The organism is Acidiphilium cryptum JF-5 (assembly GCF_000016725.1).
Taxonomy (GTDB): Bacteria; Pseudomonadota; Alphaproteobacteria; order Acetobacterales; family Acetobacteraceae; genus Acidiphilium; species Acidiphilium multivorum.
Genome location: NC_009484.1, coordinates 505864 through 531629, shown reverse-complemented (window position 1 = coordinate 531629; position 25766 = coordinate 505864). Strand labels below are relative to the sequence as shown.

The 25766-nt window shown below is 67.4% G+C and carries 23 protein-coding genes and 1 pseudogene; 6 read left to right on the top strand and 18 right to left on the bottom strand.

Annotation, left to right across the window (positions count from 1 at the left end; genetic code table 11):
• Positions 1 to 3 precede the first annotated feature (3 nt).
• Positions 4 to 1287 (top strand): phenylacetate--CoA ligase PaaK, encoded by a 1284-nt coding sequence (gene paaK / locus ACRY_RS04830; protein WP_011941550.1) that lies wholly within the window; start codon positions 4 to 6, stop codon positions 1285 to 1287.
• Here paaK and ACRY_RS04825 read toward each other — a convergent pair whose 3' ends face one another.
• From ACRY_RS04825 to ACRY_RS04795, 7 genes are read right to left on the bottom strand one after another with little or no spacing between them, the layout of a single operon-like run.
• Positions 1288 to 2247, bottom strand: a complete 960-nt coding sequence (locus tag ACRY_RS04825) for a 2-hydroxyacid dehydrogenase (protein WP_011941549.1) — start codon at positions 2245 to 2247, stop codon at positions 1288 to 1290. It abuts the gene before it with no gap.
• Complete coding sequence (locus ACRY_RS04820) at positions 2244 to 3863, bottom strand: NTP transferase domain-containing protein (RefSeq protein WP_011941548.1); 1620 nt, start codon at positions 3861 to 3863, stop codon at positions 2244 to 2246. The genes ACRY_RS04825 and ACRY_RS04820 overlap by 4 nt, the downstream gene beginning before the upstream one ends.
• Entirely contained in the window at positions 3860 to 4546 is a 687-nt protein-coding gene (locus ACRY_RS04815) for an XdhC family protein (protein WP_011941547.1), read from the bottom strand. The genes ACRY_RS04820 and ACRY_RS04815 overlap by 4 nt, the downstream gene beginning before the upstream one ends.
• On the bottom strand, positions 4543 to 4875 hold the full coding sequence (locus tag ACRY_RS04810; RefSeq protein ID WP_011941546.1) for an XdhC family protein: 333 nt from the start codon (positions 4873 to 4875) through the stop codon (positions 4543 to 4545). The genes ACRY_RS04815 and ACRY_RS04810 overlap by 4 nt, the downstream gene beginning before the upstream one ends.
• Positions 4872 to 6083 carry a vWA domain-containing protein gene (locus ACRY_RS04805; protein WP_007424299.1) on the bottom strand — a complete coding sequence of 404 codons (1212 nt, stop codon included), beginning with the start codon at positions 6081 to 6083 and terminating at the stop codon, positions 4872 to 4874. Before ACRY_RS04805 ends, ACRY_RS04810 begins: the two co-directional genes overlap by 4 nt.
• Positions 6080 to 6982 carry an AAA family ATPase gene (locus ACRY_RS04800; RefSeq protein ID WP_007424298.1) on the bottom strand — a complete coding sequence of 301 codons (903 nt, stop codon included), beginning with the start codon at positions 6980 to 6982 and terminating at the stop codon, positions 6080 to 6082. The genes ACRY_RS04805 and ACRY_RS04800 overlap by 4 nt, the downstream gene beginning before the upstream one ends.
• Positions 6979 to 7620: an SRPBCC family protein gene (locus tag ACRY_RS04795; RefSeq protein ID WP_011941545.1), complete on the bottom strand. Its 642-nt coding sequence runs from the start codon at positions 7618 to 7620 to the stop codon at positions 6979 to 6981. The genes ACRY_RS04800 and ACRY_RS04795 overlap by 4 nt, the downstream gene beginning before the upstream one ends.
• Positions 7621 to 7732: 112 nt before the next feature.
• Between ACRY_RS04795 and ACRY_RS04790 the strand changes: the two genes are divergently transcribed.
• A complete protein-coding gene (locus ACRY_RS04790; RefSeq protein ID WP_007424296.1) occupies positions 7733 to 9007 on the top strand; it encodes a sodium:proton antiporter in 1275 nt (424 codons plus the stop codon).
• Positions 9008 to 9014: 7 nt separating this feature from the next.
• Here the strand turns inward: ACRY_RS04790 and ACRY_RS04785 are convergent, their stop codons facing one another.
• From ACRY_RS04785 to ACRY_RS04740, 10 genes are all read right to left on the bottom strand, one after another.
• Positions 9015 to 10358 (bottom strand): sugar porter family MFS transporter, encoded by a 1344-nt coding sequence (locus ACRY_RS04785; RefSeq protein WP_007424295.1) that lies wholly within the window; start codon positions 10356 to 10358, stop codon positions 9015 to 9017.
• A gap of 56 nt (positions 10359 to 10414) precedes the next feature.
• Entirely contained in the window at positions 10415 to 11050 is a 636-nt protein-coding gene (gene eda / locus ACRY_RS04780) for a bifunctional 4-hydroxy-2-oxoglutarate aldolase/2-dehydro-3-deoxy-phosphogluconate aldolase (RefSeq protein ID WP_007424294.1), read from the bottom strand.
• Positions 11047 to 12861: a phosphogluconate dehydratase gene (gene edd, locus ACRY_RS04775; protein ID WP_011941544.1), complete on the bottom strand. Its 1815-nt coding sequence runs from the start codon at positions 12859 to 12861 to the stop codon at positions 11047 to 11049. The genes eda and edd overlap by 4 nt, the downstream gene beginning before the upstream one ends.
• A 42-nt stretch (positions 12862 to 12903) precedes the next feature.
• Positions 12904 to 14403: a glucose-6-phosphate dehydrogenase gene (gene zwf / locus ACRY_RS04770; RefSeq protein ID WP_007424292.1), complete on the bottom strand. Its 1500-nt coding sequence runs from the start codon at positions 14401 to 14403 to the stop codon at positions 12904 to 12906.
• A gap of 80 nt (positions 14404 to 14483) precedes the next feature.
• Positions 14484 to 15257, bottom strand: coding sequence for an L-iditol 2-dehydrogenase (locus tag ACRY_RS04765; protein WP_011941543.1), 774 nt, complete (start codon positions 15255 to 15257; stop codon positions 14484 to 14486).
• A 7-nt stretch (positions 15258 to 15264) separates the two neighbouring features.
• Positions 15265 to 16038, bottom strand: a complete 774-nt coding sequence (locus tag ACRY_RS04760; RefSeq protein ID WP_007424290.1) for an SDR family NAD(P)-dependent oxidoreductase — start codon at positions 16036 to 16038, stop codon at positions 15265 to 15267.
• A gap of 36 nt (positions 16039 to 16074) precedes the next feature.
• On the bottom strand, positions 16075 to 17172 hold the full coding sequence (locus ACRY_RS04755) for an ABC transporter ATP-binding protein (RefSeq protein WP_011941542.1): 1098 nt from the start codon (positions 17170 to 17172) through the stop codon (positions 16075 to 16077).
• 9 nt (positions 17173 to 17181) lie between these two features.
• Positions 17182 to 18012, bottom strand: coding sequence for a carbohydrate ABC transporter permease (locus tag ACRY_RS04750; RefSeq protein ID WP_373856279.1), 831 nt, complete (start codon positions 18010 to 18012; stop codon positions 17182 to 17184).
• A 1-nt stretch (position 18013) separates the two neighbouring features.
• On the bottom strand, positions 18014 to 18925 hold the full coding sequence (locus ACRY_RS04745) for a carbohydrate ABC transporter permease (RefSeq protein ID WP_011941540.1): 912 nt from the start codon (positions 18923 to 18925) through the stop codon (positions 18014 to 18016).
• Between the two features lie 72 nt (positions 18926 to 18997).
• The gene (locus ACRY_RS04740) at positions 18998 to 20308 is read right to left on the bottom strand and encodes an ABC transporter substrate-binding protein (protein WP_011941539.1); all 1311 of its coding nucleotides are present in this window, start codon (positions 20306 to 20308) and stop codon (positions 18998 to 19000) included.
• 381 nt (positions 20309 to 20689) lie between these two features.
• Here ACRY_RS04740 and ACRY_RS04735 point away from each other — a divergent pair, with 381 nt between their 5' ends.
• The 4 genes from ACRY_RS04735 to ACRY_RS04720 all read left to right on the top strand — a co-directional run bounded on the left by ACRY_RS04735 (position 20690) and on the right by ACRY_RS04720 (position 24920).
• Complete coding sequence (locus ACRY_RS04735) at positions 20690 to 21589, top strand: DeoR family transcriptional regulator (RefSeq protein ID WP_007424285.1); 900 nt, start codon at positions 20690 to 20692, stop codon at positions 21587 to 21589.
• Positions 21586 to 22527 carry a sugar kinase gene (locus ACRY_RS04730; RefSeq protein ID WP_011941538.1) on the top strand — a complete coding sequence of 314 codons (942 nt, stop codon included), beginning with the start codon at positions 21586 to 21588 and terminating at the stop codon, positions 22525 to 22527. Before ACRY_RS04735 ends, ACRY_RS04730 begins: the two co-directional genes overlap by 4 nt.
• Before the next feature lie 27 nt (positions 22528 to 22554).
• Positions 22555 to 24198, top strand: coding sequence for an FGGY-family carbohydrate kinase (locus ACRY_RS04725; RefSeq protein WP_011941537.1), 1644 nt, complete (start codon positions 22555 to 22557; stop codon positions 24196 to 24198).
• 65 nt (positions 24199 to 24263) lie between these two features.
• Entirely contained in the window at positions 24264 to 24920 is a 657-nt protein-coding gene (locus ACRY_RS04720) for a DUF1345 domain-containing protein (RefSeq protein WP_007424282.1), read from the top strand.
• 202 nt (positions 24921 to 25122) lie between these two features.
• Here the strand turns inward: ACRY_RS04720 and ACRY_RS20160 are convergent.
• A pseudogene (locus ACRY_RS20160) lies at positions 25123 to 25498 on the bottom strand (IS21 family transposase); the annotation flags it as partial.
• Between the last annotated feature and the right edge of the window lie 268 nt (positions 25499 to 25766).

The following is a 25766-nucleotide window of genomic DNA, read 5'->3' as shown; positions in this document are numbered from 1 at the left end:
GGGATGGAGCGGGACGTCGAATTCGCCTCGCGTGACGAGGTTGTCGCGCTGCAGACGAGGCGGCTGAGGGAGGCGCTGCGCCATGCCTATGAGCGCGTGCCATTCTATCGCTCGGCGTTCGATGCGGCGGGGGTGCGGCCGGAGGATTTGCAGCGGCCGGAGGATCTGGCGCGGTTTCCGTTCACGGTGAAGGACGATCTGCGGCAGACCTATCCGTTCGGCATGTTCGCGGTGCCGCGCGGCGAGGTGTTGCGGCTGCACGCCTCGTCCGGGACAACGGGACGGCCGATCGTGGTGGGCTATACGCGGGCGGATCTCGATGTCTGGGCCGGGCTGGTCGCGCGGTCGATCCGGGCGGCGGGCGGACGGGCGGGCATGATGGTGCATGTCGCCTACGGCTATGGGCTGTTCACCGGCGGGCTCGGCGCGCATGCGGGCGCGGAGCGGCTCGGCTGCACGGTGGTGCCGGCCTCGGGCGGGATGACCGAGCGGCAGGTGCAGTTGATCGCGGATTTCGGGCCCGAGATCATCATGGTGACGCCGAGCTACGCGCTCGCGATCCTCGACGAGTTCCGCCGCCAGGGGCGCGATCCGCGGGCGACAGCACTGCAATACGGAATTTTCGGCGCGGAACCCTGGACCAATGCGATGCGCGCCGAGATCGAATCGGCGTTCGGCATCGAGGCGACCGATATCTACGGGCTTTCGGAGCTGATGGGGCCGGGGGTGGCGCAGGAATGCGTCGAGACCAAGGACGGGCTGCATCTCTGGGAGGACCATTTCTACCCCGAGATCATCGATCCGGCGACCGGCGCGGTGCTGCCGGATGGGAAGACCGGCGAGCTGGTGCTGACTGCGCTGAGCCACGAGGCGATGCCGATCATCCGCTACCGGACACGCGACCTCACGCGGCTGCTGCCTGGTACGGCGCGGCCGGGGATGCGGCGGATGGAGAAGATCGGCGGGCGGGCGGACGACATGATCATTCTCCGCGGCGTGAACCTGTTTCCGAGCCAGATCGAGGAATTGCTGCTCGCCAACGAATGGGGCAGCGGGCATTTCGTGATCGAGCTGACGCGGCCGCAGCGGCTGGACGAGATGACGGTGCGGGCCGAGTGCCGCCCCGAGCACTGGGACGGCGCCGGGCTCGCCGGCGAGGCCGCCGCCTTTGCGCATCACATCAAGGCGACGATCGGCGTCACAGCGCATGTGGTCATCGAACCGCCTGGGACTCTCGAGCGGTCGGTCGGCAAGGCAAAGCGGGTGCGCGACCTGCGGCCGAAATGATCAGGCGACGAGGTTGGCGGGGCTCCGCCCTGCCAGTACCTCCTCGATCCCGTCGAGCGCCAGCATGCCCATCGCAGTGCGGGTCTCGCGCGTGGCGCTGCCGAGATGGGGCAGCAGGACGACATTCTCGAGACCGAGATAGACCTCGGGCACGGCGGGTTCGGCGGGAAAGACGTCGAGCCCGGCGGCGCCAAGATGGCCGCTGGCGAGTGCAGCGGCGAGGGCTTCATCGTCGATCGTGGTGCCGCGGCCGGTATTGACGACGATGGCGCCCGGCTTGAGGCGGGCGATGCGCGCGGCGTTCAGCCAGTGCAGCGTCGCGGCGCCGCCGGGCAGGTGGATCGACAGCACGTCCGCCGCGGAGAGGAAGTCGGCCTCGTCGGCGATGAAGGCGGCGCCGCCCTCCTGCTCCGGCGGCAGGCGGCGGCGGTTGTGATAGACGACGCGCATCGACAGGCCCTGCGCCATCCGCGCCAGCGCCTGGCCGATGCGGCCCATGCCGAGGATGCCGAGCGTCTTGCCCTGGAGGCTGGTGCCGAGGAGGTAGGTGGGTGTCCAGCCCGGCCAGGCGCGGGCGCGGACGATGCGCTCGCCCTCGCCGGCGCGGCGGGCGGCGGCGAGCATCAGCGTAAGGGCAAGCTCGGCGGTGGCGAAGGAGAGCACGTCCGGCGTGTTGACCACGGCGAGGCCGCGCGATTTCGCGGCGTCGAGATCGATATGGTCGGTGCCGACGGAGAAGGTGGCGAGGACGCGCAGGGTGGCGGGGATGCGGGCGATGGCCGCTGCGTCGAGCCGGTCGGCCGGGGTGATCAGGGCGGCGGCGGCGCCATCGAGTGCGGCGAGGAAGGCGGCGGCGTCGAAAGCGCCGTCCTGCGCGAGGAAGCGGGCGGCGAAGCCCTCGGCGGCGCGAGCCTCGACCGGTGCGGGCAGCACGCGGGAGATGGTCAGTCCTGGTTTCATGGGCGGTCCTTGAGTTCGGCCAGCGCGTCCCGCGTGTCGAAATCGCGCAGGACGGCATCGTCGGGCATTTCGACCTCGGCGATCCGGTCGACATGGCGGGCGAGGATGTGGCGCGCGCCGGCATCGCCGGTGAGGGCGGCGATTTCGGGGAAGAAGCTCCGGTCCCAGAGGATCGGGTTGCCCCGGCGGCCGCGATGGGTGGGGACAACGATGGCGCGGCCCTCGTCGGGGTCGTAGGCGGCGATCATCCGGTCGATCACGGTTGCATCGACCAGCGGCATGTCGCCAAGGCAGATCAGCGCCGCCGCCGTGTCCGCCGGCAAGGCATTGATGCCGGCGGCGAGGCTCGCGGCCATGCCGGAGGCGAAGGCGGCGGCGTGGACGAAGCGGACCGGGCGGCCGGACAGCGCCTCGCGCACCGCATCGTCCTGATGGCCGGTGACGACGAGGACGAGGGCGGCGCGGGCGGCGAGCGCGTGATCGACCGTCGCGGCGACGAGGGCGCGGCCATCCTGCAGGCGGGCGAGGAGCTTGTTCTGTGGGGCGGCGCGCGAGGAACGTCCGGCGGCCAGCACGATGACGGCGATTTTCGGCGCGGTGCGGCGGGTGGCGCGCGGCACGCGGGGTTCGGGGCGGGGGGCGAAATCCTTGAGCAGGCCGCCAATGCCCATCGAGGCGATCAGTGCGTCATCAAGGGGTTCGCCGGCGAAGACGCGGTCGAGCACGAAGTCGATGCCGTTGAGCCTGGGGCTGCGGGCGCAGCCGGGCAGGACGATGGCGGGCACCGCGCCGATGCGGCCGAAGCAGAGCAGGTTGCCGGGATCGACCGGCATGCCGAAGCGGTCGATCCGGCCGCCGGCTGCGGTGATGGCGGCGGGGGCGACATCGGCGCGGTCGGTCACGGCGGAAGCGCCGGCGATCAGCACCAGATCGGCCCCCTGGGCGAGAAGCGCGTCGATCGCGGCGCGGATCGGCGCGGTTTCGTGCGGGGTCTCGATCGGGTCGAGCAGGGCGCCGCCGCGGGCGGCGACGCGCTGGCGGGTGGCCTCGATCGTGTTGCGGATCGCCGCGTCCTTCAGCTGCGGCAGGCGGGAGAGGACGAGGCCGGTGCGCAACGGCCGGAACGCCTCGATCCGCAGCGGCGCGCCCTGGCCGAGCAGGGAGGCGGCGCGCGCCATCACCGCGCCGGGGACAGCGAAGGGGACGATCTTGAGGGTTGCCAGCATGTCGCCAGGGGCGACCGGTGTGGCATCCGGCAGGGTGCCGAGGGCGATCGCCTCGTCGAGCCCGTTGAGGGCGGCGATGGCGGCGGCATCGAGGCGGAACAGGCCGCGGGTTTCGGCGAAGACGTTGACGCGGCCATGCACCGGCGCGGCGACGCGCAGACCGGGGCCGGCGAAATGGGCGCCGAGGCGGCGGGCGGCATCTTCCTCCGGCACATCGCCCGGTTCGAGCCGGGCGACGGTGACCTCGGCATGGCCGGCGGCGCGCAGGGCGGCGATCAGCGCGTCATCGAGCACCGCACCCTTGTGGATCACGCGATCGCGCGTCTTGAGGCTGTGGGCGAGGATGGCGCCGGCGAGATCGGCCGCGAGCGGGGCGGCGCCGAAGATCATGGCGCGGCGAGGCGACCGCGGCGGGCGGCGACGATTTCGGCAATGATCGACAGGGCGATCTCGGGCGCGGTGACGGCGCCGATATCGAGGCCGACCGGAGCGCGGATGCGGGCGAGCGCGGCATCATCGACCCCGGCGGCGCGCAGGCGATCGAGCCTAGCGGCGTGGGTTTTCCGCGAGCCGAGCGCGCCGACATAGAACGGATCGGCGGCCAGCGCCCGGCGCAGCGCCGGATCGTCGAGCTTGGGGTCGTGCGTGAGGGTGACGACGGCGGTACGGGAATCGAGGCCGAGACGGTCCAGCGCCTCGTCCGGCCAGTCGGTCGCGATGGCGACGCCGGGGAAGCGATCCGCGGTGGCGAAGGCGCGGCGGGGATCGACCACGGTGACGGCGAAGCCGGAGGCCAGCGCGAAGGGTACCAGCGCCTGGGCGATGTGCACCGCGCCGATGACGAGCAGCCGGGGGGACGGGTTGCGCGACTCGATGAACCAGGCGTCGTCGCCGATCGTGACGGTGCCGCTGCGGTCGGCGGCGAGCATGGAAGCGGCCTCGGCGGCAAGTGCGGTGGGGGCGGCCTCGTCCGGCAGGATGAAGGCCGCGCCGGTGGCGAGGTTGGTGGCGAAGGCGATCGGGCGGCGGGCGGCGGCGGCTTCGCGCAGGGCGGCGAGATGGGCGGCCTTCACGAGAGCTTTTCCACGAAGACCGAGACCTTGCCGCCACAGGCGAGGCCGACTTCCCAGGCGCGTTCGTCGGTGACGCCGTAATCGAGGCGCTGCGGCGTGCCGGTTTCGATGCTGCGCTGGGCGGCCTCGGCCACCGCGCCCTCGATGCAGCCGCCGGAGACCGAGCCGGCGATGCGGCCGGAGGCGGTGACGGCCATGCGGCTACCGACGCGCCGCGGCGAGCTGCCCCAGGTGCTGGTGACGGTGGCGATGGCCACCTGCTCGCCTTCCTCGTGCCAGGCGGCGGCGATTCCGAGAATGTCCTCGGCGTCGGATGCGGTGTCGCTCATTGGCGGGTCTCCCACAGGGCGGCGGCCTGCAGGCGCGGCGGCGCCTCGCCCGACAGGGCTTGGACCAGGCTGCGCAGGCTGGCCAGGTTATGCACCGGGCGGAACTCGTCCACATAGGGCAGCATCGCCCGTGCGCCTTGCGATTTCGGCGCGAAGCCATCGTAGCGCAAGAGCGGGTTGAGCCAGATCAGCCGGCGCGAGGAGCGGTGCAGCCTTGCCATGTTGTCGGCGAGGCCGACGGCGCCCTCGCGGTCGAGCCCGTCGGTGACGAGAAGGACGACCGCGCCCTGCGCCAGCACGCGGCGGGCCCAGAGCCGGTTGAACTGGCCGAGCGCCTCGCCGATGCGGGTGCCGCCCGACCAGTCCGGCACCGCGCCGGCAACCTGCTCGAACGCCTCTTCCGGGTCGCGCCGGGCGAGCTGGCGGGAGATGTTGGTCAGCCTTGTGCCGAAGAGGAAGGTGGTCACGCGGTCGCGCTCGTTGGCGACGGCATGGAGGAAGTGCAGCAGGATCTGCGCGTAGCGGGCCATCGAGCCGGAAATGTCGCACAGGACGACGAGCGGCGGCGGGCGGGTGAGCGGCACGCGGCGGGCGATGTCGAACACCTCGCCGGAATGGCGCATCGAATCGCGCAGGGTGCGCTTGAGATCGACCCGGCAGCCGCGGGCGGCGAGGCGGAAGCGGCGGGTGCGCCGTTCGTCGAGCGGGAGGGTGAGGCGGGCGATCTCGGCCTTGGCGGCGGCGATCTCCTCGGCGCTCATCGCCTCGAAATCGAGGGATTCGAGGCGTTCCTGGCCAGAGGCGGAGAGCAGCGCGTCGACCTCGCGGCGTTCGTCGGGGCGGGGTTCCTGCTCGCGCGACTTGGCCGCCTGCATCGCCTCGGCAAGGCGGCGGGCGCCGGCGGCGGCCTTTTCCTCGCGCGGGGCGCGGCCATCCATCGCTGCCAGCATCTGGGCGAATTTGGCGGCGTCGGGGTTGCGCCAGAAGACCGAGAAGGCCTGGTCGAACAGCAGCGCGTGCTCGTGCCGGCGCAGCATCACCGCCTGCAGCGCCGCTCGCATCACCCGCCGGTCGGTGATGTCGACATGGGTGAGCGCCTCGGCGGCGGCGATGACCTCGCCGGGGCCGACAGGCAGGCCGGCACGCCGGAGCAGGCGCGCGAAATGCATCACATTCGGCGCGAGCCGTCCCGTATCGGAGGCGCTCATGCCGCCTGGATCGCCTCCCCGGTCAGGCGGGCGGCGGTCTCACCACGGATTTTGGCGATGTCGTCCTGGTATTTCAGCAGGGCGCCGAGCGTGTCCTCGACCGCGGCGGGGGCGAGCTCGACCTCGTCCAGCGCGGCGAGGGCGGAGGCCCAGTCGATCGTTTCGGCGACGCCGGGGAGCTTGAAGATGTCGGTGGTGCGGATGCGCTGGACGAATTCGACCACCTGGGCGGAGAGCTTCGCCGGCACGCCGGGCGCGCGGGCGGCGAGGATGGCGCGCTCGCGGGCGGCATCGGGGTAGTCCACCCACTGGTAGAGGCAGCGGCGGCGGATCGCGTCGTGCACCTCGCGGGTGCGGTTGGAGGTGATGACGACGACGGGCCGGGTGGAGGCGGCGATGGTGCCGAGTTCGGGGATGGTGATCTGGAAATCGCCCAGCAATTCGAGGAGGAATGCCTCGAAGGGCTCGTCCGCGCGGTCGAGCTCGTCGATCAGAAGGACGGCGGGCGGCAGGCCCGGATCGATCGCCGAGAGCAGTGGGCGGCGGAGCAGGAATTCGGCGGAATAGAGCGTCTCGCGAAGGGAGGCGCGGCTGGCACCGCCGGATTCGGCAAGGCGGATTTCCATCAGCTGGCGGGCGTGGTCCCACTCGTAGGCAGCGGCGGCGAGATCGAGCCCGTCATAGCATTGCAGGCGCACGAGGCGCCGGCCGAGCTGCTCGGCCAGCACCTTGGCGATCTCGGTCTTGCCGGTGCCGGGCTCGCCCTCGAGGAAGAGCGGGCGGCCCATGGCGAGGGCGAGATGGACGCTGGTCGCCAGTGCCCGGTCGGCAACATAGTTGCCGCGGGCGAGCAGTTCGGCGGTTTCGGCGACGGTGCGCGGGAGGGAAGTTTCGGTCATCCAAGGAATTTAGAAATGACCAGCGCCACGACAACGGCGGAAATGATGATGGGGACCCAGATTCCGAGGGGCAGCCCGGCGATGACCGGGTTGCTGCGGTCCTCGCCATGGGCGGGATGGGCGTGGTCATGTGCGTGTTCGGCCATGCTGGTCGTCTCCTTGGTGGGGGTCGGCGCGGGTGCGGTTGCGGCTTCGGGCGCGGGCGCGAGCCGTTCGGAAAATTTCGTGAAGAAGGATTCGGCGTAGGATTTCGCCACCGAATCGATCAGGCGGGCCCCGAGCTGGGCCATCTTGCCGCCGATCTGCGCCGAGACCTGATAGGTCAGTTTCGTGCCGCCCTCGGCATCGGCGAGCTGCACCTTCGCCCCACCCTTGGCGAAGCCGGCGACACCGCCCTGCCCTTCACCGGAAATCGTGTAGGCGTTCGGCGGGTCGAGATCGGCGAGTGTCACCTTGCCATTGAACCGCGCGGAAATCGGGCCGATCTTGGCGGCAACGGTCGCGGTCATCTCGGTATCGGAGAGCTTTTCAATGGATTCGCAGCCCTGTATGCACGCCTTGAGGACTTCGGGGTCGTTCAGCGCGGCCCAGACCGCCTCGCGCGGCGCAGCAATCAGCCGTTCTCCCGACATTTCCATGGGGCGTGCTCTCCTTCGTGACCGTGTTCCGTTACCGCATCTTTAGTTTGAGGCCGCCGCGCGCGCAAATCCGCCCTGCCCTGCCTTGCGGCATCTTGAAAGCGGTGCGTCGATGCACCCGCAGGTGAACGAGCTTGCCGCACTCGCACCGTTCTTCGGCACTCTGGCAAGTTTCGCGCTGCTGCCCGGCGCGGCGCCACGAATCTGGCACCGATACATGGTGCGGATCAGCCTGTTCTGGGTGGGGCTCGGCCTCGTGCTTGGGGCCGAGGCCGCCGGGCCGGCGGCGGCGCTGACGCAGCTGTGGCATTCAGGACTGGTCGATTTCCTCCCCTTCATCGCGGTGCTGATGGCACTCTACACTTTGGGCGGCGGCGTGCTGATCGCCGGCGGGCCGTGGGGACGGCCGGGCGGCAACCTCCTGCTGCTGGCGGCGGGCACGCTGCTCGCCTCGGCGATGGGCACGATCGCGGCCTCGCTGCTGCTGATCCATCCGCTGCTGTCGGCGAACGCGGCGCGGCGCGAGGTGCGGCACCTGGTGCTGGCGTTCATTTTCGTCGTCGCCAATGCCGGGGGCGCGCTGACTCCGCTCGGTGACCCGCCGCTGCTGATCGGCTTTTTGCGCGGGGTGCCGTTTTTCTGGCCGTTGTTCAACCTTGCCGGGCCGATGCTGGTGGTGGTCTTGCCTGTGCTGGCCCTCACCTTCGCCATCGACTGGCGACTGGCGCGGCGTGAGCCGGTGCGGCCGGCTGAGCGGATCAGGGTGCGTGGCGGCGCCAATCTGGCGATGCTGGGCATCTTCATCGCGGTGCTCACGGTGGCCGGCATCGTGCCGGGACCGGAGATCGCGATCGGGCCGGCATCGCTGCCGGCGGGGCAGATCGCGATCACGCTGACAGCAATCGTCTTCGTCGCGGCATCCGAGCGGGTCACGCCGCGGGCAATCCGCGCGCGCAACCAGTTCGCCTGGGCGCCGATGCGCGAGATCGCCATCCTGTTCTTCGCGATCTTCGCGACGATTCCGCCGGTGTTGCGCACCGTGACGGCGGCGGGGCTGCCGCAATCGGCGGCGGGGTGGTTCTGGGCCTCGGGCCTGTCCTCGGCATTTCTCGATAGCGGGCCGACCTATCTGATGTTCTTCGAGGCGGCGGGCGGCAACGCGGCGCAGCTGATCGCCCCGCCGGCGACGCTGCTCACGAGCTTCGCCGCCGGCTCGGTGCTGTTCGGCGGGCTGACCTATCTCGGCAATGCGCCGAACCTGATGATCCGCGCGATCGCCGCTCGGCGGGGCGTGCGGATGCCGGGCTTCTTCGGTTATATGCTGGCAGCATCCGCAGTGCTGCTGCCGCTCTTCGCGCTGACGACGCTGATCTTCTTCGCGGGCTGACGCCGCCTCAGGCGAGGCGGCCCTCGCCTTCCAGCGCAGCCTCGATCTGTTCGAGGCTGCGCCCCTTGGTCTCGGGCACCAGGAACCAGGTGAAGACAAGGGTAATCAACGTCATCGCCGCGTAGATCAGGAAGGTCGGGCCGCGGCCAAGACCGTGGACGAGGTCGAGAAAAGTGATCGAGACCAGCATGTTGAACGCCCAGTTGGCGATGGTCGCGAGCGACATGCCGCGGCCGCGCACCGCGAGAGGGAAGATCTCGGCAATCAGCAGCCAGAAGACCGGACCGAGGCCGATGGCGAAGAAGGCGACATAGGCGGCGACCGAGATCACCGTGACCCAGGCGAGGCCACCCTGCATTCCGGCCATGAAGCCGCCGGCGACGGCGAGCAGGGTGACCAGCATGCCCGACAGGCCAACCAGCAGCAGGCGGCGACGGCCGGCGGAATCGAGCAGGCGCATGGCGACGAAGGTCATCACCACGTTCACGAGGCCGACGCCGGCGGTGGCGAGGATGGAGACCGAAGCGGAGGACAGGCCGGCCTTCTGGAAGATGGTGGGCGCGAAATAAATGACCGTGTTGATGCCAGTGATCTGCTGGAACACCGCAAGGCCGATGCCGACGATGAGCGGCATGCGGGCGCGCGGCTCCAGCAGGACGGACCAGGGGGCCGTCGCGCGGCCTTCGCGGGCAAGATCCTGCCGGAGGTCACGCAGTTCGCTCTCGACATCGTGCCCTCCGCGCAGGAAGGCGAGCGATTTGCGCGCAGCCTCACGATGGCCCTTGCCGGCCAGCCAGCGCGGGCTCTCGGGCAAGACCAGCATGCCGGCGAACAGGATGACACCCGGTAGGGCGCCGAGCGCGAGCATCCAGCGCCAGCCATCGCCGCCATGGGAGAACAGGTAGCCGACGCCGTAGGATACCACGATGCCGATGGTGATGTAGGCCTGGTTGATCGTCACGACCGCGCCGCGCTTGTCGCGCGGCGACATCTCGGAAAGGTAGAGCGGCGTGAGCATCGAGGCGACGCCAATGGCGCCGCCGACAAGGACGCGGCCGGCGAGCAGGATTGCCACGCTCCAGGCTGCAGCGGAAAGCAACGCGCCGAGGACGAAGACCGCCGCCGTGACCAGCAGGACGGGGCGGCGGCCGAATTTGTCGGACAGGGTGCCGGCGACGGCAGCGCCTACCGCCGCGGCGCCGAGAGCGATGGCGACGACCACGCCCTGCATTGCCGGGCCGAGGTGAAAGACGTGCCGGATGAACAGCAACGCACCCGAGATCACTCCGGTGTCATAGCCGAACAGAAGTCCGCCGAGACCCGCGATGATGGCGATCACCGTGAAATTCATGGCCTTCTCCCGATCGCCGCCGGGAGGGCGGCTCTATCGGGAGATAGACAGCGAGGCTACCGTTTCAATGCGGCGGCCTGGGCGGCAAGCTTGGCGATTCCCGCCCAGTCGCCGGCGCGCAGCGCGGCGGCAGGGGTGAGCCAGGAACCGCCGACGCAGATCACGTTAGCGAGAGCCAGGTAATCGGGCGCGGTGGTGGGAGTGATTCCGCCGGTCGGGCAGAAGGTGACCTCGTGGATCGGCGCGCCGATTGCCTTCAGCATCGGGATACCGCCGGCCTGCTCGGCCGGAAAGAATTTTTGGTAGCGGAAACCGGCCTCGAGCAGGTGCAGCACCTCGGTCGGCGTTGCGGCACCGGGGAGGAATGGCACGCGGCTTTTCGCCGCCGCGGCATGCACGGCGGGACTGGAGCCGGGCGAGACGACGAATTTGGCGCCGGCTTCCTCGACCTCGCGATATTGCGACGGGGTGAGCACGGTGCCGGCGCCGACGACCATTTCGGGGACCGCTTCGGCCATCGCCGCGATCGCTTCCATCGCCGCCTTCGTGCGCAGCGTGACCTCGACGACGCCGACGCCGCCCTCGATCAGGGCGCGGGCGAGCGGGACGGCATCCGCCGCGTTGTCGATCGTCAGGACCGGGATGACCGGCGAGACGGCGAGCAGGGCATCGAGCCCGTCCTGGCGGTTCATGCGAAGACGCTCGCGCCGAGATCGGCCCCGGCGACGGCGGCGCGGAAGGCGCCGAACAGGTCGCGGCCGATGCCGTGGTGATGCGCCGAGAGATCGACCTCCGGGAGCGGCCGCGCCGCGAATTCCGCCTGATCCACCTGAACCTCCAATATGCCGGCCTCGCAGTCGAGCCTGATCATGTCGCCATCCCTCACCTTCGCCAGCGCGCCGCCGCAGGCGCTTTCCGGCGTCACGTGGATCGCCGAGGGCACCTTGCCGGAGGCGCCGGACATCCGCCCGTCGGTGACGAGGCCGACCTTGAAGCCGAGATCCTGCAACACGCCGAGGGGCGGTGTCAGCTTGTGCAATTCGGGCATCCCGTTCGCCTTCGGGCCCTGATGGGTGACGATGGCGACGAAATCGCGGTGCAGTTCGCCGGCCTTGAACGCCTCCTGCATCGCTTCCTGGCTGCGGAAGACGCGGGCCGGGGCGACGACGACGCGGTGCTCGGGCTTGACGGCGGAGATTTTGGTGACCGCCTGGCCGAGATTGCCGTGCATGATGCGCAGGCCGCCATCCTTGCTGAAGGGCTCGGTCGCATCGCGGAGGATGTCGCGGTTGAGGCTTGCGGCCGGGGCGGGTTTCCAGCGCAAGACCTTTTCCTCCAGCACCGGCTGGTCGCGATAAGCCTGCAACCCGTCCGGGCTCCAGACGGTGCGGGCATCGCCGTGCAGCAGGCCGGCATCGAGCAGGGCGCCAATCAGCACCGGCATGCCGCCGGCGGCCTGAAAATGGTTCACGTCGGCACTGCCGTTGGGATAGATGCGGGTGAGCAGCGGGATGTGTTCGGAGAGATCGGAGAAATCCTGCCAGGTGATGGCGATGCCGGCGGCGCGGGCCATGGCGACGAGGTGGATGGTGTGGTTGGTCGAGCCGCCGGTGGCGAGCAGGCCGATCATGCCGTTAACCACCGTCCGCTCGTCGACCATCTGGCCGACCGGGGTGAATTCGTTGCCGCGGGCGGTGATTTCGAGGATGCGCTTCGCCGCCGCACCGGTCAGCGCGTCGCGCAGCTCGGTGTTGGGGTTGACGAAGGAGGCGCCGGGCAGATGCAGGCCCATGATCTCCATCAGCATCTGGTTGGAGTTGGCGGTGCCGTAGAAGGTGCAGGTGCCGGGGCTGTGATAGGCGCCGATTTCGGACTCGAGCAGTTCCTCGCGGCCGACCTTGCCCTCGGCGTAGAGCTGGCGGACGCGGGATTTCTCGGTGTTGGAAATGCCCGAGGGCATCGGCCCGGCGGGGACGAAGATCGCCGGCAGGTGGCCGAAGGACAGGGCGGCGATGACGAGGCCGGGGACGATCTTGTCGCAGACGCCGAGGAGCAGCGCGCCGTCGAACACGTCGTGCGAGAGGGCGATCGCGGCGGCCATGGCGATGACATCGCGCGAGAAGAGCGAGAGCTCCATCCCTTCCCGCCCCTGGGTGACGCCGTCGCACATCGCCGGCACGCCGCCGGCGACCTGGGCGATGCCGCCGGCCTCGCGCACCGCATGCTTGATGAGGTCGGGGAAGCGGCCGAAGGGCTGATGCGCCGAGAGCATATCATTATAAGATGTGACGATGCCGATATTCGGCTTGTCGTCGCGCTTGAGGTCGTCCTGCTCGGCCTTGGCACAGCCGGCCAGGGCGTGGGCGAGATTGGCGCAGCCGACCGCGCTGCGGTGCACGCCGCGCGAAATCAGCGCACCGGTGCGGGCGAGATAGGCGGCGCGCCCGGCCTCGCTGCGCGCCCTGATCCGGTCGGTGACCCGTGCGATCGCATCCTGAACCATGTCTTTGCTCCTCGCAGTGCGCGCGGCCCGTGCGGGGGCGCGTCAGTCGCCGGCGCCGTAGCCGGCCTGTTCGTCGAACCAGGTGCGGCCGTCGCGGACGATCATCGCCACCGCCTCGGACGGGCCCCAGGTGCCGGCGGTGTAGAGCTTGGGACGGTCGCCGGCGGATTTCCAGGCATCCAGGATGGATTCGGTCCATTCCCAGGCGGCCTCGACCTCGTCGCGCCGCATGAACAGAGTGGCGTTGCCGCGCACCACATCCATCAGCAGGCGCTCGTAGGCATCCGGCATGTGGTTGTTCTTGAAGGTTTCGGCAAAGCTCAGGTTGAGCGGGGCGTTGCGCAGGCGCAGGCCGCCGGGGCCCGGTTCCTTCGTCCACAGATGCAGGCGGATATGCTCGTCCGGCTGCACGCGGATGACGAGGCGGTTCGGCATCGCGTGATCCGAGCCGGTGGGGAAGATCCAGTAGGGCACCGGCTTGAACTGGATGACGATTTCCGAGACCTTCTCGGGCATCCGCTTGCCGGTGCGCAGATAGAACGGCACGCCGGCCCAGCGCCAGTTGCGGACCTCGACCTTGAGGGCGGCGAAGGTTTCGGTGGTGGAGCCGGGGGCGATGTCCTTTTCCTCGGCATAGGATTTCACCGGGCCGCCTTTGATCGCGCCGGCGCGGTACTGGCCACGGACGGATTTTGTTGCGATATCGTCACGGGAAATCGGAGCGAGGGATTTCAATACCTTGATCTTCTCGTCGCGCACTTCCTCGCGGTCGAGCGTTGCTGGCGGCTCCATCGCCACGAGGCAGAGCAGCTGCATCAGGTGGTTCTGGATCATGTCGCGCAGCGCGCCGGTATGGTCGTAATAGCCACCGCGATCCTCGACGCCGACGGTCTCGGCGACGGTGATCTGCACATGGTCTATGCCGTTATGGTTCCAGACCGGTTCGAACAGCGAGTTGGCGAAGCGCAGGACCAGGAGGTTCTGCACCGTTTCCTTGCCGAGATAATGATCGATGCGGAAGATGTTGCGCTCCTCGAACACCGCGCCGACACGATCGTTGATGGCGCGGGCGGAGGCAAGGTCGTGGCCGATCGGCTTTTCCAGCACGATGCGGGTTTCAGGCGTTTGCAGGCCGTGGGCGTGGATGTTGTCGGCGATCGGGCCGTAAAGCTCGGGAGCGGTGGCGAGGTAGAAGACGCGGATCTGGCGCGGTTCGTCGCTGAGCAAAGTGGCAAGTTCAGGCCAGCCGCGCGCGGCCTTGGCGTCGACGGAGACGTAGTGCAGCCGGGCGAGGAAGCGGGCAAGAACCTCGGGGTCGAGCTTGTCGGCGATGAATTCGCGCAGACTGGCCTCAACGAGTTCGCGAAACCCCTCGCCCGTCATGTCGGTTCGGGCAGAGCCGACGATGCGGGACGTTTCCGGCAGTTGACCATCGAGATCGCGGAGGTAAAGCGCGGGCAGAAGCTTGCGGCGCGCGAGATCGCCGGTGCCGCCGAACACCACGTAGTCGAACGGGTCGATGATGGGCTGGGAAAAATTCATGGGTCAAAATAATCCCTGGTTGCCGCTGCCCCGTATAGGCCGGGCCGCCGGTCAACTCAACACCGGCGGTCCGCTTGCGTTCAGTTCATGCAGTTGCCGCCATCGACGTTGAGCGTCTGGGCGACGACGTATTCCGCCTCGTCGGAGGCGAGGAAGATGGCGGCACCGACCAGATCGTCCGGCCGGCCCATCCTTCCATAGGGCACGGCAAGGCCGACCTGACGCTTCTTCTCGCCAACCGGCAGGCTTTCATATTTCGCGAACAGCGCATCGACCTCTTGCCACATCGGCGTGTCCACCACGCCGGGGGAGATGGCGTTGACACGGATGCCGTGGCGGATCAGGTCGAGCCCGGCAGACTGGGTGAGACTGATCACCGCCGCCTTGGTGGCGCAATAGACGCCGACCAGCGCCTCGCCGCGGCGGCCGGCCTGAGAGGCCATGTTGATGATCCGCCCGCGCCGGCCGTTGGCGATCATCTGCCGGGCGACCGCCTGCAGGGTAAACAGAAGGCCCTTCACGTTGACCGCGAAGAGACGGTCGTAGCTTGCCTCGGTGATGTCGGCAATCGGCGCGAGATCGAACACCGCGGCGTTGTTCACCAGAATGTCGAGCCCGCCGCGCGCGGCGGTGAAATCGGTGAAGGCGGCGATCGACGCCATCTCCGCCACATCGAGCGCACAGGCATGCGCCTGCGGCCCGAGTTCGCACGCGGCGGCGGCTGCCGCTTCCAGTGACCGGTCGGCAATGCAGACCGTGGCCCCCTCGGCGATGTAGCCCGCCGCCATCGCCCGGCCGATACCACCGGCCCCGCCGGTGATGGCTGCGTATTTGCCCTGCAGGCGTCCGCTCATCGCTGCCTCACCAGACCGTGTAGCCGCCATCGGCGAGGACGATCGAGCCAGTCATCAGGCTCGACGCGTCGGAAGCAAGGAAGAGCACCACCGAGGCGATTTCGTGCGGCTGGCCGACGCGGTGCATCGGCGTCATGTCGAGCCAGATGCGGTTGAGTTCGGGATCTTCCATGCCGAAGCGGGTCAGCGGCGTGTCGATATAGGTGGGGGCGACGGCGTTGACGCGCACGCCGCGATCGGCCCACTCGCCGGCGAGCGAGCGGGTGAGGTGATGCACCGCCGCCTTCGAGGCATTGTAGAACGACTGCTTCTGCGGCTTGTTCGAGATGAAGCCCGACATCGAGCCGGTGTTAACGATGACGCCGCGCTGGCGGGCGAGCATCGCGCGGCCGAAGGCGCGGGCGCACCAGAACACGCCGTTGAGATTGACGTTGATGACGTCAAGCCAGTGCTCGTCGGTAACATCCTCGGCGGCGACGCCCGAGCGGGCGATGCCGGCATTGTTCACCAGGATGTCGATCGCCCCGAATTTCGCATTCAGGCTGTCCGCCGCCGCGTTCACCGCGTCGGGGTCGGTGACGTCGAGCACGATGGCATCGGCCGAGTAGCCAAGCCTGGCGAGTTCGGCCTTGCCTTCCTCGCAGACATTCGCATCGCGGTCGGCGATGACGACATGCGCGCCGGCTTCGGCCAGAGCGGTCGAACAGGCGAGGCCGATCGCGCGGCCGCCGCCAGTGACGACCGCGTTGCGCCCCTTGAGGTCATATTTCTCGAGATACATGTCCGCTCCTTGTGTTGTCCGGCACTGGCAACGTGCTCAGTGCAGGTGGAATTCGCGCCGCAGCAGCGCCTTGCCGTCCGGTCCGAACAGGACGGCGCGGGCGGATTGCGGTTTCATGCGCACGGGGTCGCCCATGCGCACGCCCGCGAGATCGTCCGCCTTGACGATCATCTGCTTCTCGCCGGGGCGCTTGACGTAGACCAGGGTTTCGTTGCCGAGATGCTCGACGAAATCGGCGGTGCCGCCGATCTCGCCATCGGCGGCGAGCGCGGTGTGCTCGGGCCTGGTGCCGAGGGTGACGCGCAGGCCGGGGGCGGCGGCGATGTTCGCCGCCTCGACACGGATGGTGCCGCCATCATCGAGTTTCACATCCGCACCGGCATCGTCGCGCGCGGCGATCTCGCCTTCCAGCAAATTCATCTTGGGCGAGCCGATGAAGCCGGCGACAAAGAGATTGGCAGGGTTGTGGTAGAGTTCGAGCGGGGAGCCAACCTGCTCGACGATGCCGCCGTTCAGCACCACGATGCGGTCGGCCATCGTCATCGCCTCGACCTGGTCGTGGGTGACGTAGATCATCGTGGTTTCGAGCTGCTTGTTCAGCTTCACCAGCTCGGTGCGCATCTGCACGCGCAGCGCCGCATCGAGATTCGACAGTGGCTCGTCGAACAGAAATCCTTTCGGATTACGAACGATCGCGCGGCCGATGGCGACGCGCTGGCGCTGGCCGCCGGAAAGCGCCTTGGGGCGGCGGGCCAGCACCTTGTCGAGTTGCAGCATCTCGGCGGCGTGGGCGACCTTCTTCTCGATCTCGGCCTTGGGCACCTTTGCCATCTTGAGCGCGAAGCCCATGTTTTCCGCGACCGTCATGTGCGGATAGAGCGCATAGGTCTGGAACACCATGGCGAGGCCGCGCTTGTCAGGCGGGATGTCGTTGGCGCGGACGCCATCGATGCTGAAATCGCCGCCGGTGATTTCCTCAAGCCCCGCGATCATGCGCAGCAGCGTCGTCTTGCCGCAGCCCGAGGGGCCGACGAAGACGACGAATTCGCGATCGTCGATCGACAGGTCCACGCCCTTGATGGCGTGGAAGCCTTCATATCGCTTCTCGACCTTTTCAAGCAGAAGTTTCGCCATGATCCGCTCCTATTTCACCGCGCCGAATGTGAGCCCGCGCACGAGGCGGCGCTGGGTCAGGCTGCCGAAGACCAGAATGGGGGCGACCGCGAGAACCGAGGCCGCCGAGAGTTTCGCCCAGAACAATCCCTCCGGCGCCGAGAACCGCGCGATATAGGCGGCGAGCGTTCCGGCATGGGAGGCGGTGACGTTGATGCTCCAGAACGCCTCGTTCCAGGCGAGGATGACCGAGAGCAGCGCCGTGGAGGCCACGCCGGGACCCGCGAGCGGGAGCAGCAGATGGATCATCTGCTGGCGCGGGCCAACGCCATCGACGCGCGCGGCTTCGAGAATTTCGTGAGGAATATCCTTGAAGAACGAGTAGAGCATCCAGACCACGATGGGCAGATTCATCAGCGTGTCGATGCCGACGAGGCCGAGCCGCGTGTCGAGCAGGTGGACGTTCTTGAGGAAGAGATAGATGGGCATGAGCACGCCAACCGCCGGGAGCATCTTGGTCGAGAGCATCCACATCAGGGTAAATTCCGTGCGCTTGCCAGGGAAGAAGGCGAGCGCGTAGGCAGCGGGAAAGGCGATGGCGATGGCAAGCACGGTGGAGCCGACGCTGACGATCACGCTGTTCAGCGCGAAGAGCAGGTAGCCGGCATTCTGCGTTGCATCGAAGAAGCTCTTGAGCGTGGGCGTGAAGATGAGCAGCGGGGGAATCGCGATGGCTTGGCCTTCGGTCTTGAAGGCGGTGACGAGCATCCAGAGGATCGGGAAGAACATGATGAACGCGGCCGCCCAGGCGAGGATGGCGAGGACAACGCGGCTGGAGAGGGATGGTTTCATCAGCAGCACCTCACGCCTGCAGGGTGCGCGAGACCGCGCGGATGAGGAAAAAGGCGAGGATATTAGCGAGGACGATCGCGAAGACGCCGGCGGCTGAGGCGCTGCCGATCGAGAAATCGTTGAGCGCGCGGATGAAAATCATGTAGGTCAGCGTCGTCGTCGCGTGGCCTGGACCGCCATTGGTTGTGGTGTAGATGACGGCGAAGGCCGAGAGCATGAAGATCGATTCCAGCATCACCACGATCGAGATCGGCCGGCCGAGATGCGGCAGCACGATGTAGCGCAGGCGGGCGAGGCCCTTCGCACCATCCATCCGCGCGGCTTCGAGCTGGTCGGTATCGAGCGATTGCAGGGCGGTGAGCAGGATGAGGGTAGCGAAGGGAATCCAGCGCCATGAATAGATGATCACGATCGAGACCATCGGATAGACGCTGAACCAGGCAATGGGTTTGAAGCCGACCAGCGTCATCAGCCAGCCGGCGAGGCCGCTGACCGGATCGAGCAGCAGGTTCTTCCAGATCAGGGCGGCAACCGGCGACATCACGAAGAAGGGCGCGATCGCCATCAGCCGGGCGATGTTGCGGCCGGGGAAGTCGTTGTTCAGCAGCAGAGCGATGATCGTGCCGAACACGATCGAAGCGACGAGCGTGCCGGCAACCAACACCACGCTGTTCCAGATCGCCGTCCAGGTCGAGGAATCGGTGAAGAGATAGGTGTAATTGAGGCCGCCATTGTAGGCCGAGGGCGGCTCCATCAGATTATAATGTTGAAACGAATAGAGAATCGTCTGCAGGAGCGGCAGGATTGACCAGAGGAGCAGAAGGATCACAGCGGGCAGCAGCAGCGGCAGGGTCCGCACCTGCCGGCGCTGCGTGGCGCCCGATCTGCCCGGTGTTATCGTGCCTGACGTCGGCTGGATCATCGCACACTCCCGCTTTCCGAAGGGGCGGCGGCGCTCCGGTTGACCCGGGGCGACGCCGCCCTGCTGCCGCACTCAGTGGTAACCGGCTTCCTTCATCGTCCGCGCCGTTGCCTTCTGGGCCTGGGCGAGCGCCGCGTCGACCGATTTCTGACCGGCGAGAGCTGCCGCGATCTGCTGGCCAACTTCGGTACCGATGCCCTCAAACTGAGGGATCGCGACGAACTGCACGCCGGTATAGGGGACTTTCTTGAGCGTCGGATTATTCGGATCGGCGCTCAGGATCGCTTCCTTCACTTTCGAGGCGAAGGGAGCGGCCTTGGTGTAGTCGGGGTTGTCATAGGTCGAGATGCGGGTGCCGGGCGGGACCTGGACCCAGCCGAAGGTCTTGCCGACGAGCTTGAGATAGGCCTTCGACGTCGCCCATTCGAGGAACTTCATGTCGTCCGCCTTGTGGCGCGTGGTCTTCGGCATCGCGAGCGCCCAGGCCCAGAGCCAGTGCGCGCCATGAGGCGTGACCGCCACCGGGGCGGATACCATGCCGACCTCGTTCGCGACCTTCGAGGTCTTTGGATCCCAAAGCGTGCCGGCGGCGACCGTGCTGTCGATCCACATCCCGCACTTGCCCTGGCTGAACAGCGCGAGATTCTCGGTGAAGCCGTTCGAGGTAACGTTGGGGGGGCCGTACTTCTTCTCGAGATTCACGTAGAAGTTGGCAGCTTTCTTCCAGGCCGGGCTGTCGATCCGGGGCTGCCACTTCATGTTGAACCAGCGGCCGCCGAACGTGTTCACCAGCGTGGTGAAATAGGCCATGTTCTCGCCCCATCCAGGCAGGCCGCGCAGACAGATGCCGTAGATGCCCTTCGAAGGATCGTTGATCTTGGCGGCAAACTTCTCGATTTCGGTATAGGTCGGATGCGCCGGCATGGTCAGGCCGGCAGCCTTGAAGAGATCTTTGCGGTAATAGGTCGCCGAGCTTTCGGCGTAGAACGGGAGAGCGTAGAGTGTGCCCTTGTAGGACAGCCCGTTGCGTACCGAGGGAAACAGGTCCTTCACGTCGTAGCTCGCCGGCAGGTTCTTGATCGGCGCGAGCCAGCCGGCCTTGCCCCAGATCGGCACTTCGTAGGAGCCGACGGTGACGATGTCGAAATTGCCGGAATTCGTTGCGATGTCCGTGGTGACGCGCTGGCGCAGGGTGTTTTCAGGCAGCACCACCCAGTTCAGCTTGATGCCGGTTTCCTTGGTGAACTGCGGCGACAGCTTCTGCATCTGCAGCATGTCGGGGTTGTTCACCGTCGCGATCGTCAGCGTCGTCGCATGGGCGGCGGTAATGCCGAGGCAACCGAGGGCGAGTCCGCCCACCGCAATCCTGATCTGTCGTTTCACGAGACGTTTCTCCCTCTCGAACAATCCGGTTCATTGAATCAAGCAAGGGCGCCGCCAAACCGCGCGCCGAAGCGTGCGCAGACGGGCTGCGCAAGGTGGGCCCGCAAGGAGCCGGTGCGGATGACAGGGATGCCGGCTTGCGGCCCCGATGCGGGCCGCGACCGGATGGATGAACATCCCCCCGCGCGCTGCGTCCAGGCTTCGGCGCAGCTTGTGATTCGTAGGTAGCGAACTTTCGTTTGATAAGTCAACGGAAAAAATTCACCGCATCGCAATATCCAAAAACACTAATTCATAATGAAAATGCTATAGAATTGGTTAAGGGCAGTCATCATGACATGATTCGGCCGCTTTCGTTTCGAAACCTATGGACTTCCGAGCATGTTGCTGGCATCGATAGCAGATGGGCAGCCTGGGAACATCGACGTGACGCTCGGCGCGAAAAGTGCCGTGCTGCAGCGGCGGCTGAAGATCGCCGACTGGATTCGCCAGTACGGGCAAATGCGCGTTGATGAGCTCAGCACGGCGCTAAAGGTTTCCGAAGTCACCATCCGTGGCGATCTCACTTATCTTGAGGAGCAGGGGCTGATCGTCCGCAGTTTCGGCAAAGCGATAGCGGCGAAATCGGGCGCGCCGCGCGACCGGCCCGCCGGCGCGCCACTGACCAAGGCGCTGCTCGTGCCGATGCTGCGGCGGGCGCAGGCGCTGATCGGACCCGACCAGACCGTGCTGATCGGCCCTGGCCCGCTCGCCACCCAGGCAATTCCTTGGCTTGCGGAAATTCCGGGAGTTTCCGTGGTGCTGACCAGCACCGAGGCGATCCCCCTCGCCCGCACCTGCCTCGATGCGAGGATCTACCTGCTCGGCGGCGAGATTACCGCGGAGAGCGGTATGATCGAAGGCGCAGGCGCCCTCAGGATGCTTGACCATTTTGCGCTGGGCTGGTCGATCCTCGAGGCGGACGCCCTGTCCGCCGATTCGGCGCTGCTGGTGGCCGCCAAGCCCGCCGAACGGCTGGCCGAGGCGGCGATACGGCGCAGTACGCGCAGCATCGTGTTGATCGGCAACCCTGCGCTCTCGCTCGAACGGCGGACGGCGCAGCTCGGCCTTACCGGGATTTCCGACCTGATCCTGCCCGGCATGCCCAGCAACCGTCTGCGCGACATCCTCCTCGGCGCCGGCTTCAGGCCTGTCGAGACCGATGGCGGAACCGAGGCGCATTTCTCCAGCCATCCCGCGCATAGCCGGAGCGGCGCCAGGGCGTTCGGCGAGGCGTCATGACCGGCATGATCGTGACCATGGGTGAAATCCTCGTCGACATTCTCGCCGAGGAAAAGGGCCAGGGCTTCCACGAGCCCGGCCGGCTGCTTGGCCCCTTCCCCGGCGGCGCGCCGGCGACCTTCATCGCCCAGGCCGCACGGCTTGGTGCTGGCGCGGGCATCATCTCCTGCATCGGCGACGACGATTTCGGCTGGCTCTGCGTCGACCGGCTGCGGCGCGAGGGGGCGGATGTGAGCGCCGTGCGGATCGAGCCGGACCAGGTGACGGCAAGCGCCTTCGTGCGCTACCGCGAGGATGGCGACCGCGACTTCCTGTTCAACCTCAAGCGCAGCGCCGCGGGGCGGATCACGATCGACGCCGCCGCACGGGCGATGCTCGCTCAATGCGCGCATTTCCACATCATGGGGTCGTCGCTCTTCTCGTTTCATATCATTGACGAAATGAAAAAGGCGATCGAGCTGGCCAAGGCGAACGGCGCGGTGATTTCCTTCGATCCGAACATCCGCAAGGAAATGCTGATGATTCCGGAAATGCGCGCGGGCCTCGAATTCATGCTCGGCTATACCGACATCTTCATGCCGTCAGGCCCTGAGATCCTGCTGCCGACCGAGGCGAAGTCGGAACGCGCGGCGGTCGAGGAACTGCTCGATCTCGGCGTACGGATGGTAGTGATCAAACGCAGCCGCAAGGGTGTGAGTTTCCGCTCGCGCGATGAACAATTCGACCTGCCGGCGTTTCCGGTGGAGGAGATCGACCCGACCGGGGCGGGCGACTGTTTCGGCGCTGCCTTCGTCACCTGCCTGTTGCAGGGGATGGGGACAAGGCGGGCGCTCGACTATGCCCGCGCGGCGGGCGCGCTCGCCGTCAGCCGCAAGGGCGGGATGGAAGGGGTTGCCGACTTCGCAACGCTCGACGCCTTCATCGCCGCCGCGGGCTGAGCGGCAACCGGAACGAGGAGGACCGCCATGAGCCACCCGGCAAACCATATCGTCATTGGCGTCGATGTCGGCACCGGCAGCGCTCGCGCTGGCGTGTTCGGCCTGGACGGGACGATGCGCGGCAGTGCCGTGCGGGCGATCCGCGCCTGGCGACCGCGGCCGGATTTCATCCAGCAGTCGAGCACCGATATCTGGGCAGCGGTGAGCGATGCGGTGCGCTGCGCAATGGCGGAGGCCGGCAGTGGGCTGGTGGTGCGCGGCATCGGGTTCGACGCAACCTGCTCGCTCGTGGTGCTGGATGAAGCCGGCGCGCCGCTGCCGGTGGAGCCGGACGGCGACCCGGCGCAGGACGTGATTCTCTGGGCGGATCATCGCGCGCAGGCGGAGGCGGACGAAATCAATGCGGGCGGGTACGAGGTGCTGCGCTATGTCGGCGGGCGGATCTCGCTGGAGATGGAGACGCCGAAGCTGCTGTGGCTGAAGCGGCACGCGCCGCAAAGCTGGGCGGCGGCGCGGCATGTCTTCGACCTGCCGGATTTCCTCACCTACAGGGCGACGGGTGCGGCCAGCCGCTCGCTCTGCTCGACCGTGTGCAAATGGACCTATCTCGGCCACGAGGAACGCTGGGACGAGGCGTATTTCCGGGCGATCGGGCTTGGCGAGCTTGCCGATGAGGGGTTCACGCGGATCGGCACCACGATCCTGCCGATCGCGACACCGGTGGGCGGCGGGCTTTCGGCCGAGGCGGCGGCGGCGTTCGGGCTGGCGCCGGGGATTCCGGTCGGCACCTCGGCGATCGACGCGCATGCGGGCGGGATCGGGGTGATCGGCGCCGCACTCGACGGGATGGCGCCGGATGCGGCCGCGCTCGGGCGACGGGTCGCGCTGATCGGCGGGACGTCGTCCTGCCACATGGCGGTGGCGCCGGAACCGCGCTTCGTGCCAGGCGTGTGGGGGCCGTATCACGCGGCGATGATTCCGGGGATGTGGCTGAACGAGGGCGGGCAGTCCGCGACCGGCTCGCTGATCGACCATATGGTGACGACCCATGCCGCCTATCCGGCACTTGCCGCCGCGGCGAAAGCGGAGGGGGTGAGCATCTACGAGCGGCTGAACGCGCTGGTCGGGCGGATGGCGGCGGAGGCTGGATCGGCCGCGGCGTTGACCGAGGGCCTGCACGTGTTTCCCGATTTCCACGGCAACCGCTCGCCGCGCGCGGATGCCACCCTGCGGGGCATGATCTCGGGCCTGCCGCTCTCGGCGGACGAAGCGGATTGCGCGCGGCTCTATCTCGCAACGCTCCAGGCTTTGGCCTACGGCACGCGGCACATCATCGAGACGATGAACGCCAATGGCTACGCGATCGACACGATCATGGCGACCGGCGGCGGGACGAAAAACCCGCTTTTTCTCCGCGAGCACGCGGATGCGACGGGTTGCCGGATCGTGCTGCCGGCGGAGCCGGAGGCGGTGCTGCTCGGCAGCGCCATTCTCGGCGCGGTGGCGGGCGGCGTGTATCCTGACCTGCCGGCAGGAATGGCGGCGATGAGCCGGGCCGGGGCGATGATTGCGCCAGAGGCAGCGAACGCCGGCTTTCATGCCCGCAAATATGCCGTGTTCCGGCGGATGCATGACGACCAGATGGCGTATCGGGCGCTCATGCGGAGCTGACACCGTTCACGGAAAAGCGAAGCGCCACGCCTGCCCTCGCGGCGAAGTTCCTGTATGAAGAACGGATGACGCCTCGCCCGCTTGCCGTGCGCATTGCGCGCGGCCACCCCCGCCTGTTCACTGGCCTCCTCTGCGGAGCCCTCGTCTTCCTGCTGCTGTCGGGCGATCTTGCGCCGACGCTGCGGGTCGTGATCGGCTGGGACATTGCCGTCGCGGTCTATGTCGCGCTCGCCATGCTGCATTTCAGCCGCGCCGACCACACGCGGATCGGCGCCGACGCGGCGCGGCAGGAGGAAGGGGAATGGACGATCTTTGGCCTTAGCCTGGCCGGTGCGCTGATGAGCTTCACTGCGATCGTCATCTTCGCCGCGCGTGGCAAGGGGACCACGGCGCACACGCCCTATGTCGCGCTGGCAGCTGCAACGCTGGTGGCATCGTGGCTGATGACCCAGATCACCTTCACCTATCGCTACGCGCACGAATATTACGCGGCGACCGATAGCGGGCCGGAAGGCGGGCTCGCCTTTCCAGGCGGTGAGGCACCGGACTATCTCGACTTCGTTTATTTCTCGTTCGTGCTGGGAATGACGTTCCAGGTATCTGACGTGAACATCCTCAGCCGCAAGATGCGGCGGCTGGCGACATTGCAGGGCGTGATCGGCTACCTGTTCAATACAGTGGTGCTGGCTCTAGCCATCAACATCGCGGCCGGGCTGTTCTGAGCGATGCCCCGGCGCGGAGCGGCGGTAATGATCATGGCCCGCCGCTCCGCCCGTTCCCTTTACAGCCTGCTGGTTGCCCCGATAGGAAGCCGGTGACGGCAGAAAGGCGGGCTCGTCGGCCGGAGCCACCCGTGGCGCCTGAGAGCATGCCTGTCAGCATCAAAACCGGGATCAAGCATCTAGTTGAGGTCGCCTCGGCATAGGATGCGCCGAGAACCGCGACGAAGATCTGGGCCGCACGCGTCTCGCAGGTAAGTCGTCCAACCACCACCAGCACCGTATCGCCGGCATAATCGACAAACAGCTTCTTATCCGAAGCATGCGTCTGGCGCATTGTCACCGGCAACTTCGCTTCCCAGTTCCGGCAGAGCTCACAGAAGCAGCTATACCGATCCCCCTGGATGCACGGCGAGAGGTGCTTGCGCTGTAACTCCCGGCGGATCCGCGCCCATTCCAGCCGCCTCCAGCCGCCGTAGCGTCAGGCGTACCGTCGATGCGGCAACCTCAATCCGAATCCCCACATGGCAGGTCAGCAGCCCCGCGAACCTCAACCGTTCAATCGCGCGCACGTCGCCCACTGCAATCTGCTCCACAGGCATTCACCCGTTCTCTCGATCAACCAAAGGGATGAGGCTGAACCAGCCGGTAGAGACCTCAATTCGACCCAGCCACCTCCGCCCATCCGCGCGAATAAACGTCGGAATGGTCGAGCAAATGAATCTCGAGATAGGTAGGTGATAATTCCCGGAATATGGGCAAATTAAGCACGGCATCGGCAGCCAGAATATCATCGTTTCGAAATACGTGCGATCTCCACGGAATGTGACTGCCACCTCTGCTATGCGT